The organism is Pseudomonas putida (assembly GCF_001941965.1).
Lineage (GTDB): Bacteria > Pseudomonadota > Gammaproteobacteria > Pseudomonadales > Pseudomonadaceae > Aquipseudomonas > Aquipseudomonas putida_L.
The window spans coordinates 1-23,824 of sequence record NZ_MKZO01000046.1 but is presented as its reverse complement, the minus strand read 5'-3'; the positions used below and the strand labels follow the sequence as shown (position 1 = coordinate 23,824).

The 23,824-nt window shown below is 55.8% G+C and carries 18 protein-coding genes and 1 pseudogene; 17 read left to right on the top strand and 2 right to left on the bottom strand.

Annotated features, from left to right (window positions below):
• The first annotated feature begins 146 nt into the window (after nucleotides 1–146).
• From PSEMO_RS23425 to PSEMO_RS23410, 4 genes are all read left to right on the top strand, one after another.
• The gene (locus tag PSEMO_RS23425; RefSeq protein WP_075805332.1) at nucleotides 147–1,106 is read left to right on the top strand and encodes a transposase; all 960 of its coding nucleotides are present in this window, start codon (nucleotides 147–149) and stop codon (nucleotides 1,104–1,106) included.
• Entirely contained in the window at nucleotides 1,103–3,115 is a 2,013-nt protein-coding gene (locus PSEMO_RS33885; RefSeq protein WP_075805331.1) for a transposase, read from the top strand. The genes PSEMO_RS23425 and PSEMO_RS33885 overlap by 4 nt, the downstream gene beginning before the upstream one ends.
• Complete coding sequence (locus PSEMO_RS23415) at nucleotides 3,112–4,455, top strand: ATP-binding protein (RefSeq protein ID WP_075805330.1); 1,344 nt, start codon at nucleotides 3,112–3,114, stop codon at nucleotides 4,453–4,455. Before PSEMO_RS33885 ends, PSEMO_RS23415 begins: the two co-directional genes overlap by 4 nt.
• A gap of 208 nt (nucleotides 4,456–4,663) precedes the next feature.
• Complete coding sequence (locus PSEMO_RS23410) at nucleotides 4,664–6,490, top strand: AAA family ATPase (protein WP_075805329.1); 1,827 nt, start codon at nucleotides 4,664–4,666, stop codon at nucleotides 6,488–6,490.
• A 182-nt stretch (nucleotides 6,491–6,672) separates the two neighbouring features.
• Here PSEMO_RS23410 and PSEMO_RS23405 read toward each other — a convergent pair whose 3' ends face one another.
• Complete coding sequence (locus PSEMO_RS23405; protein ID WP_075805328.1) at nucleotides 6,673–8,412, bottom strand: response regulator; 1,740 nt, start codon at nucleotides 8,410–8,412, stop codon at nucleotides 6,673–6,675.
• A gap of 155 nt (nucleotides 8,413–8,567) precedes the next feature.
• Here PSEMO_RS23405 and PSEMO_RS23400 point away from each other — a divergent pair, with 155 nt between their 5' ends.
• The 4 genes from PSEMO_RS23400 (at nucleotide 8,568) to PSEMO_RS23385 (ending at nucleotide 15,571) form a co-directional block, all read left to right on the top strand.
• Nucleotides 8,568–11,885 (top strand): autotransporter outer membrane beta-barrel domain-containing protein, encoded by a 3,318-nt coding sequence (locus tag PSEMO_RS23400; RefSeq protein WP_075805327.1) that lies wholly within the window; start codon nucleotides 8,568–8,570, stop codon nucleotides 11,883–11,885.
• A gap of 71 nt (nucleotides 11,886–11,956) precedes the next feature.
• Complete coding sequence (locus tag PSEMO_RS23395; RefSeq protein ID WP_075805326.1) at nucleotides 11,957–13,510, top strand: EAL domain-containing protein; 1,554 nt, start codon at nucleotides 11,957–11,959, stop codon at nucleotides 13,508–13,510.
• Nucleotides 13,511–13,554: 44 nt separating this feature from the next.
• Nucleotides 13,555–13,848, top strand: coding sequence for a hypothetical protein (locus PSEMO_RS23390; RefSeq protein WP_075805325.1), 294 nt, complete (start codon nucleotides 13,555–13,557; stop codon nucleotides 13,846–13,848).
• Between the two features lie 100 nt (nucleotides 13,849–13,948).
• The gene (locus PSEMO_RS23385) at nucleotides 13,949–15,571 is read left to right on the top strand and encodes a sensor domain-containing diguanylate cyclase (protein WP_075805324.1); all 1,623 of its coding nucleotides are present in this window, start codon (nucleotides 13,949–13,951) and stop codon (nucleotides 15,569–15,571) included.
• Here the strand turns inward: PSEMO_RS23385 and PSEMO_RS23380 are convergent.
• On the bottom strand, nucleotides 15,560–16,513 hold the full coding sequence (locus PSEMO_RS23380) for a LysR family transcriptional regulator (RefSeq protein ID WP_075805323.1): 954 nt from the start codon (nucleotides 16,511–16,513) through the stop codon (nucleotides 15,560–15,562). The genes PSEMO_RS23385 and PSEMO_RS23380 overlap by 12 nt on opposite strands.
• Nucleotides 16,514–16,645: 132 nt before the next feature.
• Between PSEMO_RS23380 and PSEMO_RS23375 the strand changes: the two genes are divergently transcribed.
• The 9 genes and pseudogenes from PSEMO_RS23375 to PSEMO_RS23340 all read left to right on the top strand — a co-directional run.
• A complete protein-coding gene (locus PSEMO_RS23375) occupies nucleotides 16,646–17,824 on the top strand; it encodes a M20 aminoacylase family protein (protein WP_075805322.1) in 1,179 nt (392 codons plus the stop codon).
• 49 nt (nucleotides 17,825–17,873) lie between these two features.
• A complete protein-coding gene (locus PSEMO_RS23370; protein ID WP_075805321.1) occupies nucleotides 17,874–19,175 on the top strand; it encodes an MFS transporter in 1,302 nt (433 codons plus the stop codon).
• Between the two features lie 71 nt (nucleotides 19,176–19,246).
• Entirely contained in the window at nucleotides 19,247–20,563 is a 1,317-nt protein-coding gene (locus PSEMO_RS23365) for an OprD family outer membrane porin (protein WP_086937257.1), read from the top strand.
• A 110-nt stretch (nucleotides 20,564–20,673) separates the two neighbouring features.
• On the top strand, nucleotides 20,674–20,985 hold the full coding sequence (locus tag PSEMO_RS23360; RefSeq protein WP_075805320.1) for a hypothetical protein: 312 nt from the start codon (nucleotides 20,674–20,676) through the stop codon (nucleotides 20,983–20,985).
• Nucleotides 20,986–21,415: 430 nt separating this feature from the next.
• On the top strand, nucleotides 21,416–21,574 hold the full coding sequence (locus PSEMO_RS33580; RefSeq protein ID WP_177454456.1) for a hypothetical protein: 159 nt from the start codon (nucleotides 21,416–21,418) through the stop codon (nucleotides 21,572–21,574).
• Between the two features lie 14 nt (nucleotides 21,575–21,588).
• Nucleotides 21,589–21,813 (top strand): DUF2188 domain-containing protein, encoded by a 225-nt coding sequence (locus tag PSEMO_RS23355; protein WP_075805319.1) that lies wholly within the window; start codon nucleotides 21,589–21,591, stop codon nucleotides 21,811–21,813.
• Nucleotides 21,810–22,253, top strand: coding sequence for a DNA methylase (locus tag PSEMO_RS23350; protein ID WP_075805318.1), 444 nt, complete (start codon nucleotides 21,810–21,812; stop codon nucleotides 22,251–22,253). The genes PSEMO_RS23355 and PSEMO_RS23350 overlap by 4 nt, the downstream gene beginning before the upstream one ends.
• Nucleotides 22,254–22,461: 208 nt before the next feature.
• Nucleotides 22,462–22,851, top strand: coding sequence for a response regulator (locus tag PSEMO_RS23345; RefSeq protein WP_075805317.1), 390 nt, complete (start codon nucleotides 22,462–22,464; stop codon nucleotides 22,849–22,851).
• A 480-nt stretch (nucleotides 22,852–23,331) separates the two neighbouring features.
• Nucleotides 23,332–23,697 (top strand): annotated as a pseudogene (locus PSEMO_RS23340) (hemerythrin domain-containing protein); the annotation flags it as partial.
• Nucleotides 23,698–23,824 lie beyond the last annotated feature (127 nt).

Here is a 23,824-nt window from a genome sequence, read left to right as displayed (position 1 = left end):
CACGATTTCGTTCGTCCACAAGAAGATTGGCGTTATCCACAGCGCCAGGTGCGGGCTCATGCCCGCAGGACAAGGGTTTGCCGAATTGCATGGTTGTTATCCCCAGCCAAGCGACGTGGGCAATCTCACGACAACGGACCATTGTGATGACACCGCAGCAACGCTTTGAAAAGATCGTGGATCGCCAAAAAGGTTTCAAATGGGGTGATCTGTACACACCCTCAATCCTGGCTGTGCCCGGAGAAGCACCAAGGAGTTCCAGGCTCAGCCGACTCAATAGCCGCTTGCTTGGTCGCACCGTCCACACCTTGTCCCGCCCGGAACGGCTGTTTGCGCAGCTAGCTCTGTATCACCCGAATCTGTTCGATCTGCACGAGCAGAGAATGCTGTGGCCGATCACGCACTCGCATCCTCTTTTCGGTCACCCTCTGATTCCCGATCTTTTCCTACCTGCTTTGCGAGGGACTCTCGAGATCGCGGATGAGATAGGCCTCAAGCACTACCAGGTCGATGTGGAAGGGCCGGATGGCGAAAGGCGCAATATGGCATTCCCTTATGTCGGGGATCTTCTCTTGTACCTGCATGGCAAGAATGGTCCCTATGCCTTGAACTGGACGGTCAAGGACAAAAAGGAGGCGTTTGGTGAAAGGAGAAGCGGTCAGGCGAAGACACCAGTTCAGCAGAAAAAGGATCGCGTGAAGGCCGAGCTCCGAGCAACCTTGGAGGAACTTCATTACTCAAGTGCGGGCATCAGGACCGTTCAGGTCTCACTGGACATGCTCGATCTAATGCTCATCCAAAATCTCGGGTTACTTTTCCCCATGCACGCGTTGCCGCTGCGGCTTGAGCCCAGTTTGCTGCAAGATTTCAGCAGTGCCGTGATGGAGGCCGTTCAAAAGGGCGTGCCGCCGGCGCTCGTCGCACAGAAGTACGCCGCTGATTGGGGGATGCGAGATCAGTTTATCTGCAAAATCTATCAGGATATTTGGCACCGACACCTGCCAGTCAGCCTGCTTGACCCAATCCTGATCGATCAGCCACTTTCAACTAGTGGGCCTGATGCTTTGTCGGTCTATGCCTCATTGTTTGAGGAGCATTCCTCATGATGATTGGCTCACGCATCGTTGCGCCCGAAGGTCACAAATCTTTGCAGAAAGGCGCCGTTTACCACTTCTTGCTCAGCGATGGGCTCAACAATCGTGTCCGGTTGGTTTTTTTCAATGAGGGAAAAAACCAGATTACCGCTCAACTGATTACGTTAGGCAGAATCGAGTTTGAGGATGCTCTCGAGGATGGCCTACTGGTGGAGGACGGTCCTCCGGAAAAATTTCCGCCTTGGCTTTCCAACATTCATGGGTTCTCAATCGAACATCTGGAGGCCCGACGCCGATCTACTAAAGAAACCTATCTCCAAAAAGTAAATCGTAGATATCTGGCCATTGCCGACTTGGTTGCAAGTTCGCAGAAGATTTTGAGCAGTGCAAAACCTAGCGCCCTCATCGGAGAGCACGCTGCGTCTCTAGCCCCGCCGCAGCACCCGACCCGGGTAAGGCTCTGGTTCTACACCTACATAGTTTTTGGGAGGAATCTGTGGGCTCTATTGCCTCCGTTGCATGCGGCTGGCAAGTGGGACCGCGAGAACTCGCCGCTTAATAAAAAGCTGGGAAGGCCAAGTCGTAAGGGTAAGAATTCTGGTTACCCAGCGAACCGGAGGATGCGGGAAACAATATTGAAGGGATTTCTACGAGAACAATCTCCGTACAAAACGCAGGATAAAATTTATAGAACAGTTCTGACCAAGGATTTTCGCTGTGTCGCTCTTGAGAACAAGAATGGCGGGCATGAATTTATCCAGCCTGAGGGGCAGCCTTTTCCGACTTTTCGGCAATTTTGGTATGCGATTGAGAAGCAGACGACTTCCCGCGAACTTACCTTGGCCCTCAAAGGGCGTAACGGGAGTCGCGCTGTCTCTGGCTCTGAAGGTGAATTTTCGGAACTAATCGTCAATGTGAATCAAGTGGTTGAGTTTGACGGCTTCTACATCTCTGAGCACCCGTCCGGCTTGCTAGAAGGAAGCGCACAGAGCAAATACTGCGTATTGCGCGCAGTTTGTCGTCAATCTGGAGCTGTTATTGGAATCGGTTTTGCTCATGAGCGCGAGACGATGGAGGCCTATCGTATGGCACTTTTCTGCATGGCAATCAACAAGGTGAAGTTCTTCGACCTGTTCGGTGCTGAGTTAAAGCCCGATTATTGGAGGTCTGAAGGTTTGTCTGGAGACATCATCTTTGATAAAGGACCAGCAGCAACTTTTGACTGCTTACCCGAAATTAACTGGCTCGGGACACTCGAACTGACGCCCACCTTCGCAGGTCAATCCAAGGCAACCGTCGAGTCGTCACATCCGCGAGACAAGCAACCGGACGAACAGCCAAGTCATTTTCACAGCGATAAGAACTTCATTGAGTTGGCTAGGCGCGAGCTCTTTCAGGTGTTGGAGGACAATACGACCTCGAATGCCAAAAACCGGCTGAATGATGACATGGTTCTGGCAGGAGTAAGGCCGACCCCCCAGGCGATTTGGGACTACTGGGATGCTCGTGGTCGAAACTCTTCAATGTCCATGGAGTTCGATACGGCAGTAAGGACCTTCTTGACCCCCATTCCGGTCACCATCACCAGGGATGCAGTTTGCTTGCATCAGCGTAAGTACAGATCCGCAGCGTTGGTGGACACAGGCGTCTTTGATCGTGTAGCCAGGCACGGGGTCATTGAGGCTACAGCCTACGTCCTGACCATGTGCGTGAGGCATATCTGGATTGAGGTTCAGGGCGTCCTCTACGAGCTCGACGTCATGCGTTCCACAAAGACCGTAGAACACACGATCGATATCACCCTTAACGACCTCTGTATGCTAGGTCAGCGCCGCCGAGACAATGAAGCGATGTTGCGGGATGAGATCCCGGCTACAAGGCAATTCATTCATGATCTTTACGAACAGGCCACCGGCAAAAGCTGGGACGGTGGAATACGCAAGCGCGGCCAGGCGCCGAAGAATGCGGCAGCCAGAATGGACAAAGCTGATTATTCTCGAGTCACAGGTAAAGCGCGATGAATTCCGTGATTGACTCGCGATTTAGCGGACGTCTTGAGATCGAGAAGATCCGACAGCTCGTAACTGTTCGGCCGACGCCCACCGGAGATCTGAGCTCCTTGGATCCCGTGCTCGCGTCAATAGCGCTTTCGGAAGCACTGAAGCGAATCTATCTGCCGAATCAGTTCTCGCTGTCGTTCATTCAGGAAATGGTGGGTCGCGCAGATATTTTCAGCCGGTGCTTGTTTGCAAGTGAACGTGACTACGTAGCGAAGTTGTATGACTCATCCGAGGTTTCGGTTGCCCCCATCTGCCTGACCGGTCTTGCCGGTGTCGGTAAATCCAAGGCCATTGAGGCGCTGAGGAAGGTTTTGCCGGGGCCGCTGGAGTTTTACTGCGATCACTTCCAAGACAGCGTGACGCTGATTTCTCATTGGTACGCGAGTGCGCGAGGCAAGGCCAGCCTCAAGCAGCTGTTGGCGGGTTTTGCGTTGGGGTCTGAGCCCGCCGACCGTAGCATGAGCACGGGAGAACTACTGACTTCATGTCGACGTATTGGCTCTAGGCATGGAGTTTCGCTTCTGATTCTGGACGAGGCACAGCATGTCACTGAAGGCAGCGGCGTGGCCTTGGTGACTGGCATGCTTCTCTATATGGCTCGTATAGGCATTCCCATGGTCTATGCGACGAATTACAGCCTGCTGCACAAGCTCGATGGTCGGCCCTCCGAGGATAAGCAGCGATTGATGGTCGAACCGAGGGACATGCTTCCGGACGACCCTACCGGTCAGGATTGGAAGGACTATATCGCTGAATGTGTGAGAGTCAGCGGCGGTCAGATTCGAGCTCCGCAATACGAGTTATGTGTGGAGATTTACCACTTAACCTTCGGAATTAAACGATTGGTCGTGCAGTTACTCGCGCTGGCTTATATCGAGTGTCGCAAGGCCGGACAGCGTCACATTGGGCTTGTGGACATCAAACAGGCATATCTATCCCTTGGGTATTCGGCCAATAGGAAAGATTTGGCGGAGCTAGTCCGGATCGCAGTCGAAGGCCCCAGAGGGACGAAACGGAAGGATCTGTACTCGCCCCTTGGGGCTGTTGCTATGCAAAAATCCAACGTTCTTCGTTTCTCTCTGCAAGATCGCGATGAGCGTAGTGCCATCAAAATGATTGACTCGTCCATGACTCCGAGGGAGCGCGAAGCAGTGAAGCAGATTGAGGCTGCGAGCCGAAGCCCTCAAGCCAAAGCCACACGACGCAAGCCAGCACCAACTCCCACGACTGCAGAGTCGCAAGCAGCATTCGCACAATATGTGGGGCGGACAGACTCGGATAGGCCAAGAAAACCTAGATGAGGGGGCGATGCGCGGTTTGGCCTAGGAATCCAAGGGCAATTCAATGGCAGCGATGCATCACCATCTAAAGGCGTACCTTCTATCCTTGGATAGCAGCATTTTTATGTGATGTTTGACGCCGGAGAATGACAGCCTAGACTGCTGGCAGTTTGCCCTCTAGCCCGTTGGGTTTATCGCGCACGAGCATTATTCAGATAGGGAAATCACGATGCGTCTCAAATCCGTAAAGCTCACTCATTTCCGCGGCTACCGCACCACCACGGTTATCCCAACTGATGAAGCGATGACGGGCATTGTTGGGCGAAATGACTACGGCAAATCGACCATTCTGGAGGCCTTGGCCATTTTCTTCGAGACCGATGGTGCCAAGGCCGACAAGAGCGACATGAACTGCTTCAGCCTTGCTGAAGGCGCGGAACAATTCGAGATCGCCTGTGAGTTTGATGCTCTACCTGAACGACTGGTGCTGGACGAAAATGCCGAGACCACTTTGGCGGAGGAGTATCTGCTGAACGCAGAAGGCGCCTTGGAGGTTGTCAAAACGTTCAAGGCCAGCACTGGTAAATTGGACCGCACCGCCATTCGCTGTCAGCACCCATCTGACGCGGACTTGGCAAACCTGCTGAGTCTGAAAATGGCGGATCTAAAAAAACTTGCTGAGCAGCGCGGCGTTACCGAAGTGGCGGACAAGCGTGTCGCTGCCCTTTGGCGTCAAGCCATCCGTGCAGCCGTAGGTCAAGTAGACTGCCAGGAAACCCTGCTTGATGTAAGCAAAGGTCTTTCGGCCGATAGCAAGTCCATTTGGGAAAAAATCGAAGCCCAGTTGCCGGTTTTCGCGCTATTCAAGGCGGACCGGGAGAGCAGCGACGGCGACGCTGAGGCTAAGAATCCGCTTCAGCAGGCAGTCAAGGAAGCTCAGGCAGACCTCCAGGAACAGATCAGCGAACTGGAGAGGCGAATCGAGGCCAGTGTGTTGGACGTTGCGAATCGTACCCTCGATAAGCTGCGGGAAATGGCTCCCGAACTGGCCAACGAGCTTACTCCCAGGTTCAAGGAAAAACCCAAGTGGAGTTTCAACTTCACCTTGGATGGCGAGAACGGTATTCCTATCAACAAACGCGGCAGTGGGGTTCGTCGTCTGATCCTGCTCAATTTCTTCCGCGCTGAGGCAGAGAAGGCCGTCGTCGGCACTCAGCGTGATGTGATTTACGCCATTGAAGAGCCCGAAACGTCGCAGCATCCCAACTATCAGGTGATGCTGATGAAAGCGCTGCTCGAGCTATCCAACCATTCCAATCGGCAAATTATCGTCACGACGCATGTGCCAGCTTTGGCCGGATTGATGCCAGTGGGCGGTATCCGCTATGTGACCAAGGATGAAAATGGTATCCCCATCGTCAAGCTGCCAGGTGACGATGTTCTCCGGGAGGCAGCTGAGAGCCTGGGTGTGCTTCCGGAAACCGGGATGGAGCGAGCCAAGGGGGTTGTGCTGGTGGAAGGGAAATCCGACGTCACCTTCCTCCGCCATGCTGCGAACGTGCTCAAGACGGATGGGCACCTCGTATCCAGTCTCGAGGATCTGGGAATAGTCCCGATCCTAGTTGGCGGCTGTGGCAGCGTTAAGCACTGGGTGACCTTAAATCTAGCCGATGAATTAGGGCTCCCTTGGTGCGTGTTCCTGGACTCGGATATTGGCGGTGCTCCAGAGCAGGTGGCGGTGATTAAAAAGCGCAAGCAGGAGGTTGAAGCCAGGGGGCGCTCTTTCTATTCGACCCGTAAACGAGAAATCGAAAACTACCTGTGTCCCGATATGATCAATGCCCTCACCGGGGTAAGGGTGACGTTCACTGAAACCTGTGATGCCAAGAAAATTATCGGTACCGCAGTACGCGTCAAAGCGGATGATGTGATCGACAAGTTCTGGCCGCAGATGACTGCCGCCCAGATTCTTCAGTGCTCGGCCTATCAGGAGGATGGCAATCAGCGTTTTGAGCTGAAGGAGCTAATCGAGAATTTGCAGGGGCTGGTTGCTTGAAGCTTAGGTAACCCAGGTGTCGAGACGAGTCTGTATAGCGTCATCAAACCCCCATTCCGCTTTATTGCTGAAGCCTCAACAAGGTGCTGACTCCTAGCTTACAGGACAGCTTCTTCTTAGACGAACATCTCGGCCGTATTCTTACTAGCTTGAAATGGAATCTGATTGAGGGCTGAGGTGGACTAGTTGATGGGGCGCTCTAGAAGCATGTGTAAATGGGCGACGAACTCGCACGGGTTATGGTGAGAAATGTTGATTTCCATTCCCTGTCGAGCAGCCAGCTGTCGCGCAATTATGAGTTCTAGAGGCGCCCGATCATCGGACCGTGCTTCGCTGGATGCATTGAGCTCACTCAATGAGTAGGAACGGAGCGGCTCACTTTTCACAGACACACTTCTGAACGTGAGTCTGGCACCAAAGCTGTTCTGCTTAGTCGTACAGTACAGGGAGCAATGAAGCTCACCGTCGGAGATCACTTCGGATAGATAGCTCGCCAGATGGTGCAGAAGCTGGCCGAGCATCCCTGTGTCGACCAGTACCAGGTTATCGGAGAGCAGATCAGAATCGATGCGTGTTATGACGCCCTTGTTTGCCGCTTTTCTCGGGGACCGCATCAAGGCTTGTCGAACAAACCCGGCCAGGTTGACTGCCTCGAGCTTAGATGAGGGCTCCTTGGAGGGTGTGGCAGCGATCATCACAGTCTTCAACTTTTCCTGAAGCTCGCTGATTTGTTCTCGGGCAAGGGACGACGAATCGCCCTGACCATCCAGTAGGGTTTGGCTCAAGGTAGTCAAACCCGCCTCCATGCTCTCACCAAGACTGACAAGCAACTCAGTCAATCGCTGGGTATCGAGTTCGCTGGCCTGAGACTTGGCGCGCAATGCATCCAATTGCTCATATCTGTGGGTTACGTCGGTACTGCAGCAGATCATCCCCAGCATATTGCCTTCGGGATCAAGGTAGGGGGTACCCCAATGGTGCAATACCCGCCGCTGCCCATGGATGGTCAACTCAATGTCTTTGTCGAAAGAGCGTCGCTCGGAAATAGCACGTTGAAGAAAAACCAGCATGTTCTTCGCATCAGCCGGGTTATACCAATCAACCTCGGTGGTTTTTGTGCCCTGAACCTGCTCAAGATCGGCGCGATACATGCGTAGGTGCGCGGGATTGGCGTACAGAAGTCTGGCTTGCGTATCGCGCACATAGAAGGCGCCAGGGAGACTTTCGACCATCGACCGCCACATATCAGTGACTGCCAGCGTTTCAATAGCGGGAGGCGCCATTTGGCTGGCACTCTCTGCCAGGCGATTTCTCCGAGCAAAATCGACCAAGTCCAACAAGCTGTATACCCCAAGCTTTGCGCGTATCCGGGCACGATAGGTGCTGACCGATTTCTCGCTGATCGTCAGTTCACTCGCTATCTCGTGATTGTCGTAACCCGTTGCAAGCAGCGTGAGAACGCTGAGTTCCCGGTTGGACAGGGAGGCCACCCGCTTCGCATCGTCTTCCTGCACGCTGTGCCGATTGACCGTACCCAGCATGCTGCTGGGAAAGTAGGTCTGCCCTCGCAGTAAAACCCCTACCGCTTCACTGAGTATTGGGCTGTCCTGGTGTTTGCTGACGAAACCTGATGCACCGGCTCGCAGAAAACGGCCTACAAAATGCTCCGAGTCCTGGGTACTGAATCCCAGGATAGGGATGAGGCTCCCTCGCGCCCTGAGCCGACTGATCACATCGAGGCCAGTAATGCGAGACAGATCGAGATCGATGATCAGCAGATCCGGATTGAGATTCGCGGCCATGCTCAAGGCTTCGAGCCCGTCGGTCGCTTCGCCAGCGATGACATGTCGCTCATTTTCCAGCAGCCCACGCAATGCGTGCCTGGTGAAGGGGTGCTCATCGGCGATCAGGATGCGAGCCATGACGCTGTCCTTGTAGGCGCTTTTGGACACTCTACGCATGCGGGGCAGAGCTGTGTAGTCATTTTCCTACAAGCCGTGACTGGCTTCCGTCTCTCCCGGAAAGACGTCCTTGCGAAGAATGGTGGCAACAGTCACCTACCTTCAGGACGAAGATCATGAAAACCCATAATGCCTCTACCACCATGGCTACTCCTCGTCATCCGCCGCATCGCCTCCTACCCATAGCGATGGTGGTCGCGGCATTGATCAGCGGCTCGGCAATGGCTGCGGACTACTCGACCCCGCTTCGCTTCGACAACCAATCATCTGTCAGCACCCTGGTTCGCAAACAGGTTGATGTCACCAGCGCCAATCCTGCGATCTCCCTGCAGGGGCTGACCTTCGCCATTGATAGCGTTTCGGTTCGAAATGCTTCGGGCACAGGTATCGATATGCAAGCCGCCGCAGCGTTAATGGCTCAGTCCCTGAATGGCCTGACCCTCGGTAGCGCTGCGCCAGTGATCAGCATCAGCGGTGCGAGCCGCGCAGATCTGGTAGGCCCCGGCGTGCTGCAAACCTCCGGGGGACGCAGTCCAGTGGTTCTTTTACGTGATGGTGAATTGCATCTTGTCGATATGGACCTGCGTACCCTTGGCGTGTTGAGTCCCGGCGTCGACATGGGTGCCAATGCCACGCTGAACGTAGCGCGAGGCTCAATCGAGACCTTCGAGATGTCCAGTGCCGGTATCCGTGAGGTCGACAATACCCAAGCTGGTGTCGTCAACGGCACATTGATTCATACCCATAAAGCTGAAAGCGCGGGTGTGCTTGCATCGAACTCAAGCGGCCTTCTTTCACTGGAGGGAACCGGCATCTTTACCGAAGGTGCATCCAGTGATGGTGTGAACATCCAGCAGAAAAGCCGGGTCGATCTGCTTGGTAACAGCACGGTACATACCTTGGGTGAACGCGCCTCTGCGTTGCGAGCAACAACAGGATCGAGCATTCGCGTCGCCGACGGTTCGTTGCTGACCGAGGGACGCTATGCAGCAGCTGCAAGGGTTGCCAGTGATGGCGTTATAGAGCTGGAGCGCAGCCAGGTACTCGCCACCGGCTCGTCGGCGGCAGCGCTCGGCCTGGAAGGAGCAAGTCGAATCAGCCTGGCCAATAGTTCGGTCGGTAACCTTGACGGAAGCACCGTTGTTTTCGAAGGCTCTTCCCAGGCCCCTGGCGTTGGCTACCTGCAACTGCGTGGCAGCCATATCGCCGGTCCGCAAGCTCTTTTTGAAACCCAACCGGGTAGCCAGGGCCTGGCTTTGCTGGACGACAGTGACCTCATCTCATCACAGGGTACGTCCTTCCTTGTGGGGGCTCGCAGCGAATTGAAAGCGCAGTTGCAATCGACTCAGGTCAGCGCAGTGGAACTCGCGCGAGTGAATGGCGACGGCCGCTTCGACCTGACGGCACGCAACAGTGAACTGAGAGGCGACACCCTGCTGCAAGCGCCCGGAAGTGGCATGTTGGACATGGATCTGGATAACAGTCGCTGGATGCTGAAGGGCAGTTCGGCTGTGAGCAATCTCAGCCTGACCAATTCGGATGTGATGTTTGGCGGAAGCAACTTCGAGGTGCTGACCGTCCATGGCGATCTTAGCGGTAGCGGACGCTTCCTCATGAAAACCGATCTTTCCAGTACCCAAGGGGATTTGCTCTCGGTACAGGGTTCGGTTAGCGGCCAACATGAGCTGATGGTCGCGGACAGTGGCCATGATGCGAATGGCGCACCGTTGAAAGTAGTTGCCAGCAGCGGTGGCGCAGGCACCTTTAGTCTCCTGGGTGGCCATGTGGACGCTGGCGCCTATCGCTACGGCCTGCAGCGCCAGGGCAGTGACTGGTATCTGGCGGAGACTGGCCAGATTGTGCCCATACAGTCACTTGCTCCCGCACGGCCCTACCAGGCGATACCAACGCCGATGAGCAGCAACGTCGCCATGACAGCCCTGAATCCGTCGCTGCCTGCTCAGTCGGTACCAACGCCATTGAGCAGCACAGTTGCCATGACGGCCCTGAACCCATCGCTGCCTGCTCAGTCGGTACCGACGCCTGTGAACAGCAACGTCGCCATGACAGCCCTGAATCCGTCGCTGCCGGCTCAGTCGGTACCAACGCCAGTGAGCAGCAACGTCGCCATGACGGCCCTGAATCCGTCGCTGCCGGCTCAATCGGTACCGACGCCTGTGAACAGCAACGTCGCCATGACGACCCTGAACCCATCGCTGCCAGCTCAATCGGTGCCAACGCCAGTAAGCAGCAACGTCGCCATGACGGCCCTGAATCCGTCGCTGCCGGCTCAATCAGTACCGACGCCTGTGAACAGCAACGTCGCCATGACCTCCCTGAACCCGTCGCTGCCGGCTCAATCAGTACCGACGCCAGTGAGTAGTAACGTCGCCATGACGGCCCTGAATCCGTCGCTGCCGGCTCAATCGGTGCCAACGCCGGTTAGTACTAACGTCGCGATGGCTACCCTGACCCCGTCGCAGCCAAATCAGTCGGTTCCACACCTGCCGCAAAATCAACGCCTCTCCAAAGGAGCGAACGCTGCTCTCGGAATGCAAACTGCTGCAGCTGGGCTCTGGCATAACGAGATGGGCACCTTGAATCGTCGTCTTGGCGAGCTCCGTCTCGGCGAGGACGAGGGCGGCTTGTGGGCCCGGGCGATGACCACTGAACAGCATCTCAAGGCGAACGATAGTCGGGCCTTCGACCAGAACATCAACGGTACGCAATTGGGTGCTGACGCCGTTATCACGGATGGCAACGGACGTCTCTATGTCGGCGGCATGCTGGGCGCTGCCCGCTCCGAGCAGGATTTCGGCGAGCGCAGCAAGGGTGTGATCGACAGTCGATCGGTTGGTTTGTACACCACCTGGATCGGTGACACCGGACTGTATGTCGATACCGTAGTGAAATACGACCACCTCGACGGCCAAGTCAAAGTCACCGACAACCTGGGTCACAGGGTGCGTGGCCGTTATGACGGCAACGCCTACGGCGCCAGTGTCGAAGTAGGCCGTCAATTCGTCCTGGGAGATGGATGGTTCGTTGAACCACAAGCGCAGATATCCGCAGTACACCTGGACGGTCCGCACTACACCAGTAGCGATGGCCTCAAGGTCGATGCCCAGGCGCAGGAGTCTGTCGAGGGCCGACTTGGCGGCCGTGCCGGGCGCGATTTCATCATGGAAAACGGCTCTCACATCCAGTCCTACATCAGCGTCTCTCAGATCGAGGAGTTGGCCGGCAAAACCCATGTGACGGTAGACGGTCATCAACTGGAAAACTCGCTGCCAGGCGCCCGGACCGACTATGGCCTTGGTACCACCGTCCAGCTCAGCGAGCGGCAGAAGGTCATGCTCGAAGTGCACTACGAGCAGGGACCAAAGATTGAGCAGCCGCTGGAAGTAACGGTCGGCTACCGCATCCTTTGGTAAACCCGGCAGTGGATGCCCTCGGTAGAGGGCATCCTCAAGGACATGCTGGTTTTGCTCCGCCGGAGATCTTTATGAAACGTTCAAGGATAGTAATGGCCGGTGCTTTGACGAGTGGCCTCTGCGTAGCAGTTGCATTGGGATGCAGTATCGGCCTTGCCTGGCTTATGGTGCTCAAAAGCACCGAACGGCAGTTGGATGTTCTGGCTGAGCTTGCCGTACAGCGTGCCGACCAGACCATCGCCATGGCTAGCGACGCCCTCAGGCATGTAGCTGACTCGCAACTCCCGGCCTGCTCACCGGAGGGCATCGAACAGATGAACTTGCTTGTGCTCAATACCCTCTCTGTCAAATCGGTTGGTTACGCCGAAGAAGAGGTGCTCGCCTGCAGCACGTCTGGCGTATCACGGCAGCCGATACCCGACGCCGAAGAAGACTTCCGGACTCAAGACGGTGTATCGGTCTACCTGCCCGGTTATACGCAGAACGTTGGGCCAGAAGATGATCTGCTCACACTCAGCTATGCGGCTTTCCATCTGTTGCTGGACTCTGGTCCTTTGAAGGACACCTCGTTAGAGCCCGGTTTCCATCTGGCACTCGGTACTCCTATGGGACGCTGGTTGAGCTCAGGGAGTAATGACGCGTTCACCCGCTTACTTTCCGTGATCCATGACGGTGATAGATCGAACCTGGATCAAGGTTTCCTATATCGAAGAGTCAGCCGTGGGGACTGGCATGTCGTGGTTGCCTTGTCGCGGGAGAAACTGGTTAGCCAATTGTGGCTGACCCTGCTGGTGGTGTTGCCGGTGGGGATGTTTTTGGCAGTGCTTGGACTCCGTAGTGTGGCGCGCCGAACCCTTGAGCGGTTATCCCCGCAAGCCGAACTGAAACAGGCTATACGCCACGGTCGAATCCAGGCTCATTATCAGCCCATCATTGATTTGCGCAGCGGGCAATGCCGCGGTGCGGAGGCGCTGGTTCGGCTACAGCATCCCGTCAGCGGCTGGATCTCCCCTGAGTGTTTCCTTCCGCTTGCACAGAAAGCGGGGCTGATCGAGGCCATTACGGACCGGATGATCATGGCCATCTGCTCTGATCTCGGCGATTACCTGCGTAGCGATCGCTCTCGGCATGTTTCGTTGAATCTGACTGCGGCCGACATCTGTAATGGTCGCTATCTCGAGATTTTGGGAGGTGCAATTGCCGAAGCCGGGGTTCATGCGCAGCAGGTCTGGCTGGAGGTTACCGAAAACGATCGACTGGATTTGGAGCCAGCACGTTTGAATCTGGAGACCAGTCGTCTGCGGCAACATCTTGTTGCACTGGACGACTTTGGTACCGGTTACTCGAGCTTGCAGTATCTGCAGCATTTGCCCGTCGATCTGATAAAGATAGATAAGGGCTTTGTCGAACACATTGATCAGGTGGATGACCACCCGGTGCTAGAACACACCATCGCGCTAGCTCATGAAATGGGGTTGGCCATGGTTGGCGAAGGGATAGAGACCGAGCGGCAGTTGCAGTTCTTGCAAGCCCGGGGCGTCGAATTCGGCCAGGGCTGGTTGTTTGCCAGACCAATGGCCGCCGCCGAATTCATCAACTTTTCCCAACGCGTGACAGCGTTTTGAAGTGACAACCTTCAGATTTACTCACTGAACGATCGGAGAACATCATGAAAAAGCTGATTTCGGTTATTTCTCTGCTGGCCTTCTCGAGCATGGCAAGTGCGGCAATTCCACTCGTTAACGCCACCTGTCCAGGAGGGATTGAGGTACACGCAGACAAGGGTGGTCCGGTTTACATCAACGGAAAAAAAGGTCAGTTGAAGAAATTCAGCGACGAGTACTTCGAGATCAAGGGCGCCGGAGTGACCGTTTCTTTGAGCATCAACCCTGACGGTACAGCCTCGCTGACCTACACAGGCAAACATGGCGCCAACGGTGTCTGTAGCCAGGAAAACGGATAACACAATCCTTATTCAGGCGAGGCGGTTACCTCCGCCACGCCTGCTGGCTCGGTAACACAACAGCGCGACCGGTTAAGCCCTCGCCTTACGGAGATACATGATGGAACGAGTGTCCGCCACTGCAAGCCCGGATGGCCAGCCTCCCGGTAAGGTAGGCAGACTGCATTTACGCTTGTTGATCCTGATATTCGTGATGGTGTCGGTATTGGCGACTTTGGCCAATAGCTTGGTCACGGCCTACCGAGTGCAACAGGATGCATTGATCGAGCATGCCCTGGAGTCCAACCGCGCGTACGCTGCTAAAGTCGCCTCCAGCATCGGCGAGTTCCTGCGATCGGCCCATAGTCATCTCCGCTTCAGTGCCGATGAGTTGGGTAAGCATTGGGGAAATGCTGAAGTGCTGCGAGCCGAAGCAATCCGCTTACAACGCCAGGATACCGATTTCAACTCCATTGCCATCATCGATGCGACCGGGAGGATCAGAGAGGCCTACCCGGATCCGATGCAGATCAACGGCTCCACGCCTCATTCCCCGGGAATCGACGAATCCCTCGCTGCGCGCCGGCCGGTGGTCAGTTCCGCCTACATGTCTGCTGCCGGCAACCTTGTCGTAATGATCTCCCAGCCGATCTTCGACGCTTCTGGAGAGTACCTTGGCGCGATCGGTGGATCGGTGTATCTGCAAAAGCAGAGTGCTTTGCACACCATCATCAGTCGACACTTCCATCATGAAGGGACTTTTGCGTTCGTGGCTGACAGCCAGCGACAACTGCTCTCACATCCTGAAGAGCAACGCATCGGCCAAAAGCTGGGATGGAGCAAAACGGTAGATGCAGCCCTTCGGGGAGAGAGCGGGTCGATGGCCGTAGCCAATTACAAAGGCGTACCAATGCTGGCGGGGTATGCTCAAGTGCCAGATGCCAACTGGGCAGTGGTCGCGCAGCAACCCCGAGAGATAAGCCTGGCGCCTTTAAAAGTCCTGATGCGAGATATGGTATTGGGAATGGTGCCTGCCAGCTTGCTCGGGATGCTTATGATCTGGTTTGGCGCAGTCCTTATCTCAAGGCCGCTGCAACAGCTATCAAACATTGCGGCGCAATTATCAGCGACCGATGCGACCGAACGACTGAAGGCTATCCGCACCTGGTATAGCGATGCGGCTGCAATTCGCCGAGCGATGCTAGTAGGGGTTCAATTACTGCAGTTGAAGATCGGGCGTCTGAACGAGGAGGCGCGGACAGACCCTCTGACAGGGTTGTCCAATCGTCGAGTCATGGCCGATTCGCTGGCCCGGCTAGATGCTTCATTACGGAATTATTGCGTACTGGCTCTCGACATCGACTTCTTCAAGAAGGTCAACGACACCTATGGCCACGATATGGGCGACGTTGCACTGAAGCATGTCGCCGAGATTCTTCGCATCAACTCTAGAGCCAATGATCTGGTATGCAGGGCAGGAGGTGAAGAGTTTACTGTCGTGTTGCCGGATACGGATATCGAGGCAGCCAGGGCTATCGCTGAGCGGATTCGCCAATCAATAGCTGATCATGCAGTTCCTGGCGTAGGCAGCATCACTGTTTCCATCGGTGTCGCAGGCACTGGCCGAGGCAAACCTTGCTCTGAAACCCTCCTCAAGGATGCGGATGAGTATCTGTATGAGGCCAAGCACAGCGGACGGAATCGTGTCTGCAGTGGCGTAGTTGAACTGACCTCAGATCAGTAGCTTGAGGGTGTTGAACAACACAGTGTCCTCTGGCCTGGACGAGCGTGCTCGCCGGCGAATCGTTTGCAGCAAGCACTCGACGAATACTTGGGCAGCAGCGCCCAACTGGGCATTGCGAGGTGTCACGATGCCTATCGTGTCGGTCGCGAACGACTCGGCCAAGTTCAGCCGAACGATACGCTCTTGATACATCGGCACCGTCAGCATGGGCTCAGGGCAATATCCCAGCATGTCGGTCTGCTCCATGAGTGAAAGCATCAACTGTAATGACTGGGCCCTCTGAATCTGATTGATAGGGATCTGCGCGTCATGCTGCCAGAAGAGCTCTTGCATGAAGTCTTCGTGGTTGGTGTCCGGATAGTTGACCGCCCAGTCTTGGTCCAGCAGTTCGTGAATCGAGCGACTACCTGCCTTTGGATGACCTTTCCGGGCGATGACTGACATCTCGTAGGACAACAAGGGTTCGCAGGAGAATTCCGGCCGGGGCAGCATGGCGGAAACCAATCCTATAGCGAAATCCATGGTGCCCTCGCGCAGACGCGGCAGCGTCACAGCCATCAATCCCTCGAAGATTTCCAGGCGGATTCCTGGCATCTGCAGGCGAAACAAGCGAACCGCCTCAGGGAGCAGGGACATTCCCATCCAGGGCGATATTCCGAAGCGTAGATGGCCCTCGGTCTCGCCCCTGAGGTGGGCGAGCTCCTGCTGGGCACGCCCCATTTGCTCAAGCATCTGTCGGGCGTGAGTGAGCAGGGATCTGCCGTAGCGCGTCAGGCCCACTCCACTGGCATTACGGTTGAGCAGTGGCAACTGCAGCTCGCTTTCGAGCTCTCGCACGGCCTTCGCAGCAGCTGTCTGTGATACGCCGAGCTTGCGTGCTGCTGCACGGATGCTGCCATTGTCGGCAATGGACACGAGGGCCTGGAGTTGATGCAGTTTCATGAGACTGGACGTTCCGGCGTAAACCCTTGGTTTTCAGGCCAACCTCTTTGCGGCTGCCTGAGGCGCAGGGTGGTTTTTTATGATGGTCGCAAGCATGCCCAGCCGTGCGAAGAACAACAAGAAGGAAACATCATGAGCCACTCTGCGGTACTACCTGGCATCAAGGCCATCGAAGAAGAAATGATCGGTTTGCGTCGGCATCTGCATGCTCATCCCGAATTGAGTTTCGAGGAATACGCCACTAGCGACCTGGTCGCTTCGAAGCTCCAGGAATGGGGTTATGAAGTTCATCGCGGGATCGGGAAGACAGGTGTTGTTGGGCAACTCAAGCGAGGTACAGGTCAGCGTACTGTTGGTCTTCGTGCCGATATGGATGCCTTGCCCATAGAGGAGCTAACCGGGCTGCCCTATGCGAGCCGCTTCGAAGGAAAGATGCATGCGTGCGGGCATGACGGCCATACGGCTATGTTGCTGGCGGCAGCCAAGGCTCTCGCTGCGGATGGGAATTTTGATGGGACCCTGAATCTGATCTTCCAGCCCGCCGAAGAAGGAGATGGCGGCGCACGGAGCATGCTTGAGGATGGGCTGTTCGAGCGCTTTCCCTGCGACGCTGTATTCGCGATGCATAACATGCCTGGCCTGGCAGTCGGTAAGTTCGGTTTTCGCACCGGCCCATTCATGGCCTCGACAGACACGGTAACTATCGATGTCCATGGCGTCGGTGGTCATGGTGCCATGCCGCACAAGGCCGTTGATCCCATTCTCGCCGGATCTGCGATCGTCATGGCGCTACAAAGCGTAGTGGCCAGGAACATAGACCCGCTCGACTGCGGCGTCATCTCGGTAGGCGCGTTCAATGCCGGCCACGCGCCCAACGTCATTCCAGAACACTGCCGACTGCAGTTGAGCGTACGTGCCTTGAAGACAACGGTGCGTGACGAACTCATCGAGCGTATCACCAAGATCGCGCGGTCTCAGGCCGAGAGCTTTGGAGCTAGGGCGAGCGTTTCGGTGGATGAGGGGCAGCGATTCCCAGCGTTGTTCAATCATGAACAGCCTACCGCCTTCGCACGACAAGTAGCGCTCGACTGGATCGGAGCGGATTCGGTTATCGGCGAAATCCAGCCGTTAACTGGCAGCGAAGACTTCGCGGTAATCCTTGAGGAATGTCCTGGCTGTTATCTGGTCATCGGCAATGGCGATGGGGAAGGTGGCTGCATGGTGCATAACCCCGGCTACGACTTCAACGATGAAGCTCTGGCGCTGGGCGCCAGCTACTGGGTACGCCTGGTTGAAACCTTCCTGGCCTGATCATCGCTAACTGCCAGCCTCGTACAAATTGCGAGGCAGAGGACCTGTCATGTCTGCAACCGTATCCCAAGCGGCTGGAGCCGCACCGGCTTCCCGAGCACTGACCTATCGTGCAATCGCGGCGATCACCATCGGCTCGGCGTTGGAGTTTTTCGAATTCTCCGTCTTCAGCTTTTTCGCGACACTGATCGGTCGCCAGTATTTCCCGGCACAAAGTGAGCTCAGTCAGCTGCTGCTGGCGCTGGCGACCTTCGGGTTGGGCTTCGTAATGCGCCCTCTGGGCGGGATTGTTATCGGCGCCTACGCCGACCGGGCGGGTCGCAAGCCTGCCATGTTGCTGACCCTGAGCTTGATGGCTTTGGGGTCGGCGGTGCTGGCGACTGCGCCAACTTATGCCCAGATAGGTCTCGCCGCGCCCGCGCTGGTGGTGCTCGCCCGGCTTATCCAGGGATTCGCCATTGGTGGCGAAGTCGGAGCATCCACTGCCATGCTCATGGAGTATGCAGGCGATAACAACCGCGGCTTCTATGGCAGCTGGCAATTCTTCAGCCAGGGACTGAGTTTTCTTTTGGGATCGGCTATCAGCCTGGCGCTGACCACCGGCTTAAGTCCCGAAGCACTGGAAAGCTGGGGGTGGCGAGTACCGTTTGCCGTGGGCCTTTTCATTCTGCCCATCGGTGTCTACATGCGCCGACATCTTCAGGAAACAGCGGAGAAGAGTGAAACCCGCGACGAGGAAACGTCGGTCCTGAAACAGATCGTCACTCGGCATCGACGCACCCTCGTTGCAGGGGTACTCATGGCCATCGGTGGCACCGCCAGTAGCTACATTGTGCTGGACTACATGACCAACTACACGGTCGCTGTCCTCAAGCTGCCTATGCAGACAGGCATCGGCGCTTCCTGCCTGGGGGCTGCCGTGCAGATCGTTTTGTCTCTTTGGGCTGGTCGCCTGAGTGATCGTATCGGTCGACGCCGTACCATCGCGATGGGCACCATTCCGATGCTGTTGCTGATCTACCCGGCATTCATGCTGATGACCCACTTCCCTACGCTGGGCACCCTGCTGTTCGTGTCGTTCGCCACCACCTTCCTGCTCGTACTGATCACGGTGCCATCCATGGTGATGCTGACTGAGATGTTCCCCCGCGCGATCCGCGCCACTGGGCTGTCGCTCGTCTACTGCCTGGGTGTGTGCATTTTCGGAGGCTTTGCCCAGTTCTTCGCAACTGGCCTGATCGATCTCACCGGCGACAAACACGCGCCCGCGTTCTACGTGATGGTCTGTCTCGTTGCGACTCTGGTGGGCTTGGCGATGGTGAGAGAAACCGTCGGCAAGCGGCTCGACTAAGCCGCGCATGTAACACCAACTGTCTCGACAACAACAAAAAACCGATAGATAGATTTCTGGTGAGTAGATTGATGACGACCTTAACGGCCTATAGGCCGCTCGTTCTCCTGTGTCCGTTGTTTTTATCCGCGTACTCGCATGCTGAGAATGGATTTATTGAAGACAGTCACCTGGTGATAACAAGCAGATCCACAGTACTCAACAGCCAGATGAAGGGCGATGGACATCATCGCTTCGCTCATGACAGGCGTGACCCTCGCGACGTCTCGCTAGGTATGCGAGCCAACTTCGCCTCGGGATTCACCCAGGGAGTAGTAGGCGTTGGTCTTGATGCTTATGGATTCAGCGGATTCAAGCTTGATGGTGGGGATGGCCATGCGGGATACGGCAATATCCAGATGAACCACGAGGGGGAGGCGCAACGAAGCTTTGGCCGCGCTGGTGTGCTTATCAAGGCGAAGTACGGCCTCACTGAAATTCGCTACGGCCAGATGCAAGTTACGAATCCGGTTTTTGCCACGTCGGACACTCGGCTGTTTCCCAGTACGGCTACCGGCATTCTGCTAAGTAACCGCGATGTCGAGGGATTGCTTCTGGAGACGGGACGTTTCACGGCCGGCACCGAGCCGTCGTCTACCAGTAACAAAGGTGAACTCTGGGCGAACTATGCATTTGTACCCACCGATTCGGTCAGCTTCGCCGGTGGGCGTTATGACCAGAAACAGTGGGGCGTAAGTGCTTATGCCGCGGAGTTCGAGGACCTCTGGCGACAAGCTTATCTAGGGGGCAACTACCTCTGGGAACTGGATGACCGGTCCCGGTTCGCCCTGGACGTGAACCTCTACCACACTCGGGACGAAGGACGGGCGAACGCCGGCGACATTCGCACAACAGCTTACTCCTCCCAGATTTCCTATGCCTTTGGTAGGCACCGGCTGGCTATCGCTTACCAGCGGATCATCGGTGATACCCCGTTCGATTACATCGGCTTTGGCAATAACGGTTCTGGAGCCTTCGGAAATTCGATTTACCTGAGCAATCCGATAATGGCGTCGGACTTCAATGGGCCGAATGAAAAGTCCTGGCAGTTGCGCTACGACCTCGACATGGCTGCAAGCGGTTTCCCAGGCTTGAGTTTCATGGCTCGATACGTATTTGGCTACGACATCCAGAGTTCAGGCAACAGCCACTATGGAGCCTGGAACGGCGCTGATGACGCACAGCATCAGGAGCTCGATCTAGAGGCTAGATACGTTGTTCAGTCCGGCGTGGCCAAGGACCTGCGGATACGTCTGCGCGAGGGTATGCATGATGCAAAACGTGGACAGCCGGACGGCGATGTGAACATGCATATGCTGATTTTCGAGTTGCCAATCAACTGTTTTTAAGCGGACCGGGGGTGTATTTCAGTTGCCTTCGCGGGGCTCAACGGCTGCCGTTACGTCACAAAATACACCTTCCCAAATCGCTCGAGCTCATGGAGCCGAATGAGATACCGATGAGACACGAGCAGGAATTGAAATTTATCAACGGCGGCTCGGCCCGCCTTTTACTTGTAGTCGAACCCGCCTCAAGTGAGTTCTGGATTGATAGCCGAGCGTCGGTGAAGGTGCTTGTGGAGGCGCCTGCTGAATCTGCGTCAGTGGAGATTGAATACCTGGCGGGTGGCATAGTCATGTATCTACCGGAGCACAGCGCTGTTCAGGTTTTTCAGAATGGCAGACGTTTGGCTCAGGGGAAAAGAACCCGTTACATGGATACAAAGCTCACGCAATCTAGATCATCCAATCGCGCAGGTATTGGCTCCTGACGCCGATCTCTGCACCTCGCGAAGGGCTGCGTTGGGTCGTTAGCGGTCAGTCGCGAACGCCCCATAGCTGCCGATACCTGCCACTCGTGCGCTGGTCAAATCCGATGCAAACGGCTGGTCAAGTCAGGTGCAATTTCCCACGGGGTTTACGATGAGCTCGGTCAGCCGCTCTCTGAGGAGTGCTTCGACAAGCGCTCCGGCGAGACAATGACCCGCGCGATGAACTGGGGGGTGCACGTGCTCGCCACCTCGGCCAAGCCGGCTCAACATCGATTGCGAGGCAACATGGCAGCTGAATAACTGTGTGAACCTCGGGGCCCAGACAACTGAACACGTCTACCAGCAGCATAGGATCGGAAAGACGGTGCAACCGATCGAACTGAACGTAGAAGCGGCGAAGCGCTCCAACTGTGGGTAAAGGAGGTGCACCATGCAGCCAAAAACAGAAGGTTCTGAAGAGCAAGGGCCGAGCAAGGTCCCTTTTATCAATGATCCGGAGAAGCCTACGTCTCCGCCGTTGAATGATGCCGACGCCACGGATGCAGCTGAAGCTGAGGAAGACATCCAGGACGATGGCGAATCAATCTAATAGGAGGATGAGCCGTGGAAAATTATCACGTGAGCCCGACCGCCGATGGTTGGGAGCTGAAAAAAGCCGGTGCCGAACGTGCTTCCAAGCGCGCGGCTACGAAGGCTGAATTGGTCGGCCACCTTTCCGAGTTTTTCGACGGGAAAACCGCCTCGGTCAAGATCCACAAGACCGACGGAACAATCGAGGAAGAACGGACGTATCCGCGTGCTGCCGACCCGAGACGCACCAAAGGGTGATTACGGTTACCGCTGCCACTTTGGGCATCGACATTTCAGAGGCTTATGAAGTCGGCGTTTACAAGTGGCTGCTGGCCAGCTTTCTAATTGGAAAGAGGATTCGGTCCAGCACTGCAGTGGAGGCCTATCGTACCTTGGTCAACAGACATGGTTTGGATTCACCGAGCAAGCTGGCCGGATGCTCGCACCAGGTCCTTGTAAGGTTGCTGGGCCAGGCTGGCTATGCGCGTTATGACGAATCAACAGCCCGGCGGCTGCACGCTTTAGCGCTAAGCCTTGAGACAGAGCTCCACGCCAAGCTTGCAACTGTCGTCACAGTATCCGACACCGGTCAATTTGAAACTTGGCTTCTCAGCCTGGACGGGATTGGGCCGAAAACCCTCGAAATTTTTCTGCGAGAGTTCCGACCCTACCTTGAGCGTACCCATAACGCTGAGTAGGGAATTTTGTCATGCAACTTCGCTCAGAATATCTCTGGACGTTCAGACTCGCATCCACACGCTGAAGACTACCTTCTTCGCAACTGTCCTGCTTCGGTGTTCTGTTCAAAAATATGACGGCGCAAGCAGACAGCGCGATGGCTATACGCTACCGTCGATTACCACCCAGGATCATGAAAAACTCTCTTTTTTGCAGGCGAGAGGCCTTATGGAATTCGAGACAAAAGGACTGTCTTTGACCGGAATGAAGGTACTTGTTCTGGAAGACGATCAGACGTTGAGGACATTGATGTCCGATATCATTCGGGAGTTGGGAAGTGACTGCACCATATTCGATAACGCCGATGACGCGCTCATCGAGTTATTAGAGCAGCACGGTAGCTTCTCTCTGGCCATCGCCGACCACGGACTACCTGGTAGCATCAAAGGTATGGAGTTCCTCTCCATGATCCAACAGAAGTGGCCCGATTTGCCCTGTATCTTCACGTCCGGCTTCAACTTGGACACAGATGGACTCGATCCTCGGACCATCTTCCTTTTCAAACCTTGGGCTCTTGAACAACTCATTGACGCCATCGGACAAGCCTTGAGCCGGTAACCCCCTACTCTGGGAACATCCGCTTGCTGAATCGCCTTGGTGGAGTCTGTCTTGTCACTGCGAAACACGCTGACGATCGCCCACAGGTCTACCAATATGATAATTGCCGCCAGGGCAACCCAAAAGTACGTCACAGGCTCACTCATGGCTGTCTCTCCCTACACTTGAAATGGCCGCCTGGCTGAGCGATTGCGACCCTCATGCAGATGAATTCTCAGCGCCGGGTAAGTTCAGGCGAAGGCTGATGAAGGGGATGATCGGCGCAAATGCGATGAGTCAGGCCCGGCCATCGTCGCACTCAGCGGCGTGAAAAACCTTTGCGCAATCCTGCCGCAACGCCTTCGCTGCGATCACCTGCACGAATGCAACTCGTTTGCTAATTATCGGCAGTGCCAGCCATCAACGGAGTGGAACCCAACTGACAAAGAGCAACTCAACCACAGGCAAGAACCTGCATTTAGCCCGTGATGAGGTGATTCAATGAATGCGATCGATCTACTGATTCAAGATCACAAGCTGGTGAAGAAGCTGCTGGAAGAGCTTTCCAGCACCACAGAGCGCGCAGTGAAAAAGCGCGCCGAGTTACTGCATCGGATCGAGCACGAACTGCAGATCCATACAGCGCTGGAAGAAGAGATTCTCTACCCGGCGATCAAGCAAGCAGGTGGCAAGGAAGAAGCAAAAATGTACTACGAGGCCAAGGAAGAGCATCGCACAGTCGACTCCCTGGTGCTCCCTGATCTCCTGCACACCGAGACCGGCACCGTCGAGTTCGCGGGCCGGGTGAAGGTCATGAAGGAGTTGCTGGAGCACCATATCGAGGAAGAAGAGAGCGAGCTCTTCCCTCAATGTCATCAACCTAAGCTGCAGCCCTGCCCAAGGCAAGCCCCCCGAAGCAGCCAGCCGCCATGGCCGTCGGGCGATGACCAGGCCTCTGCCGCTCAATCAGGCGGTCTAGCTGGGCTGGCGGTGA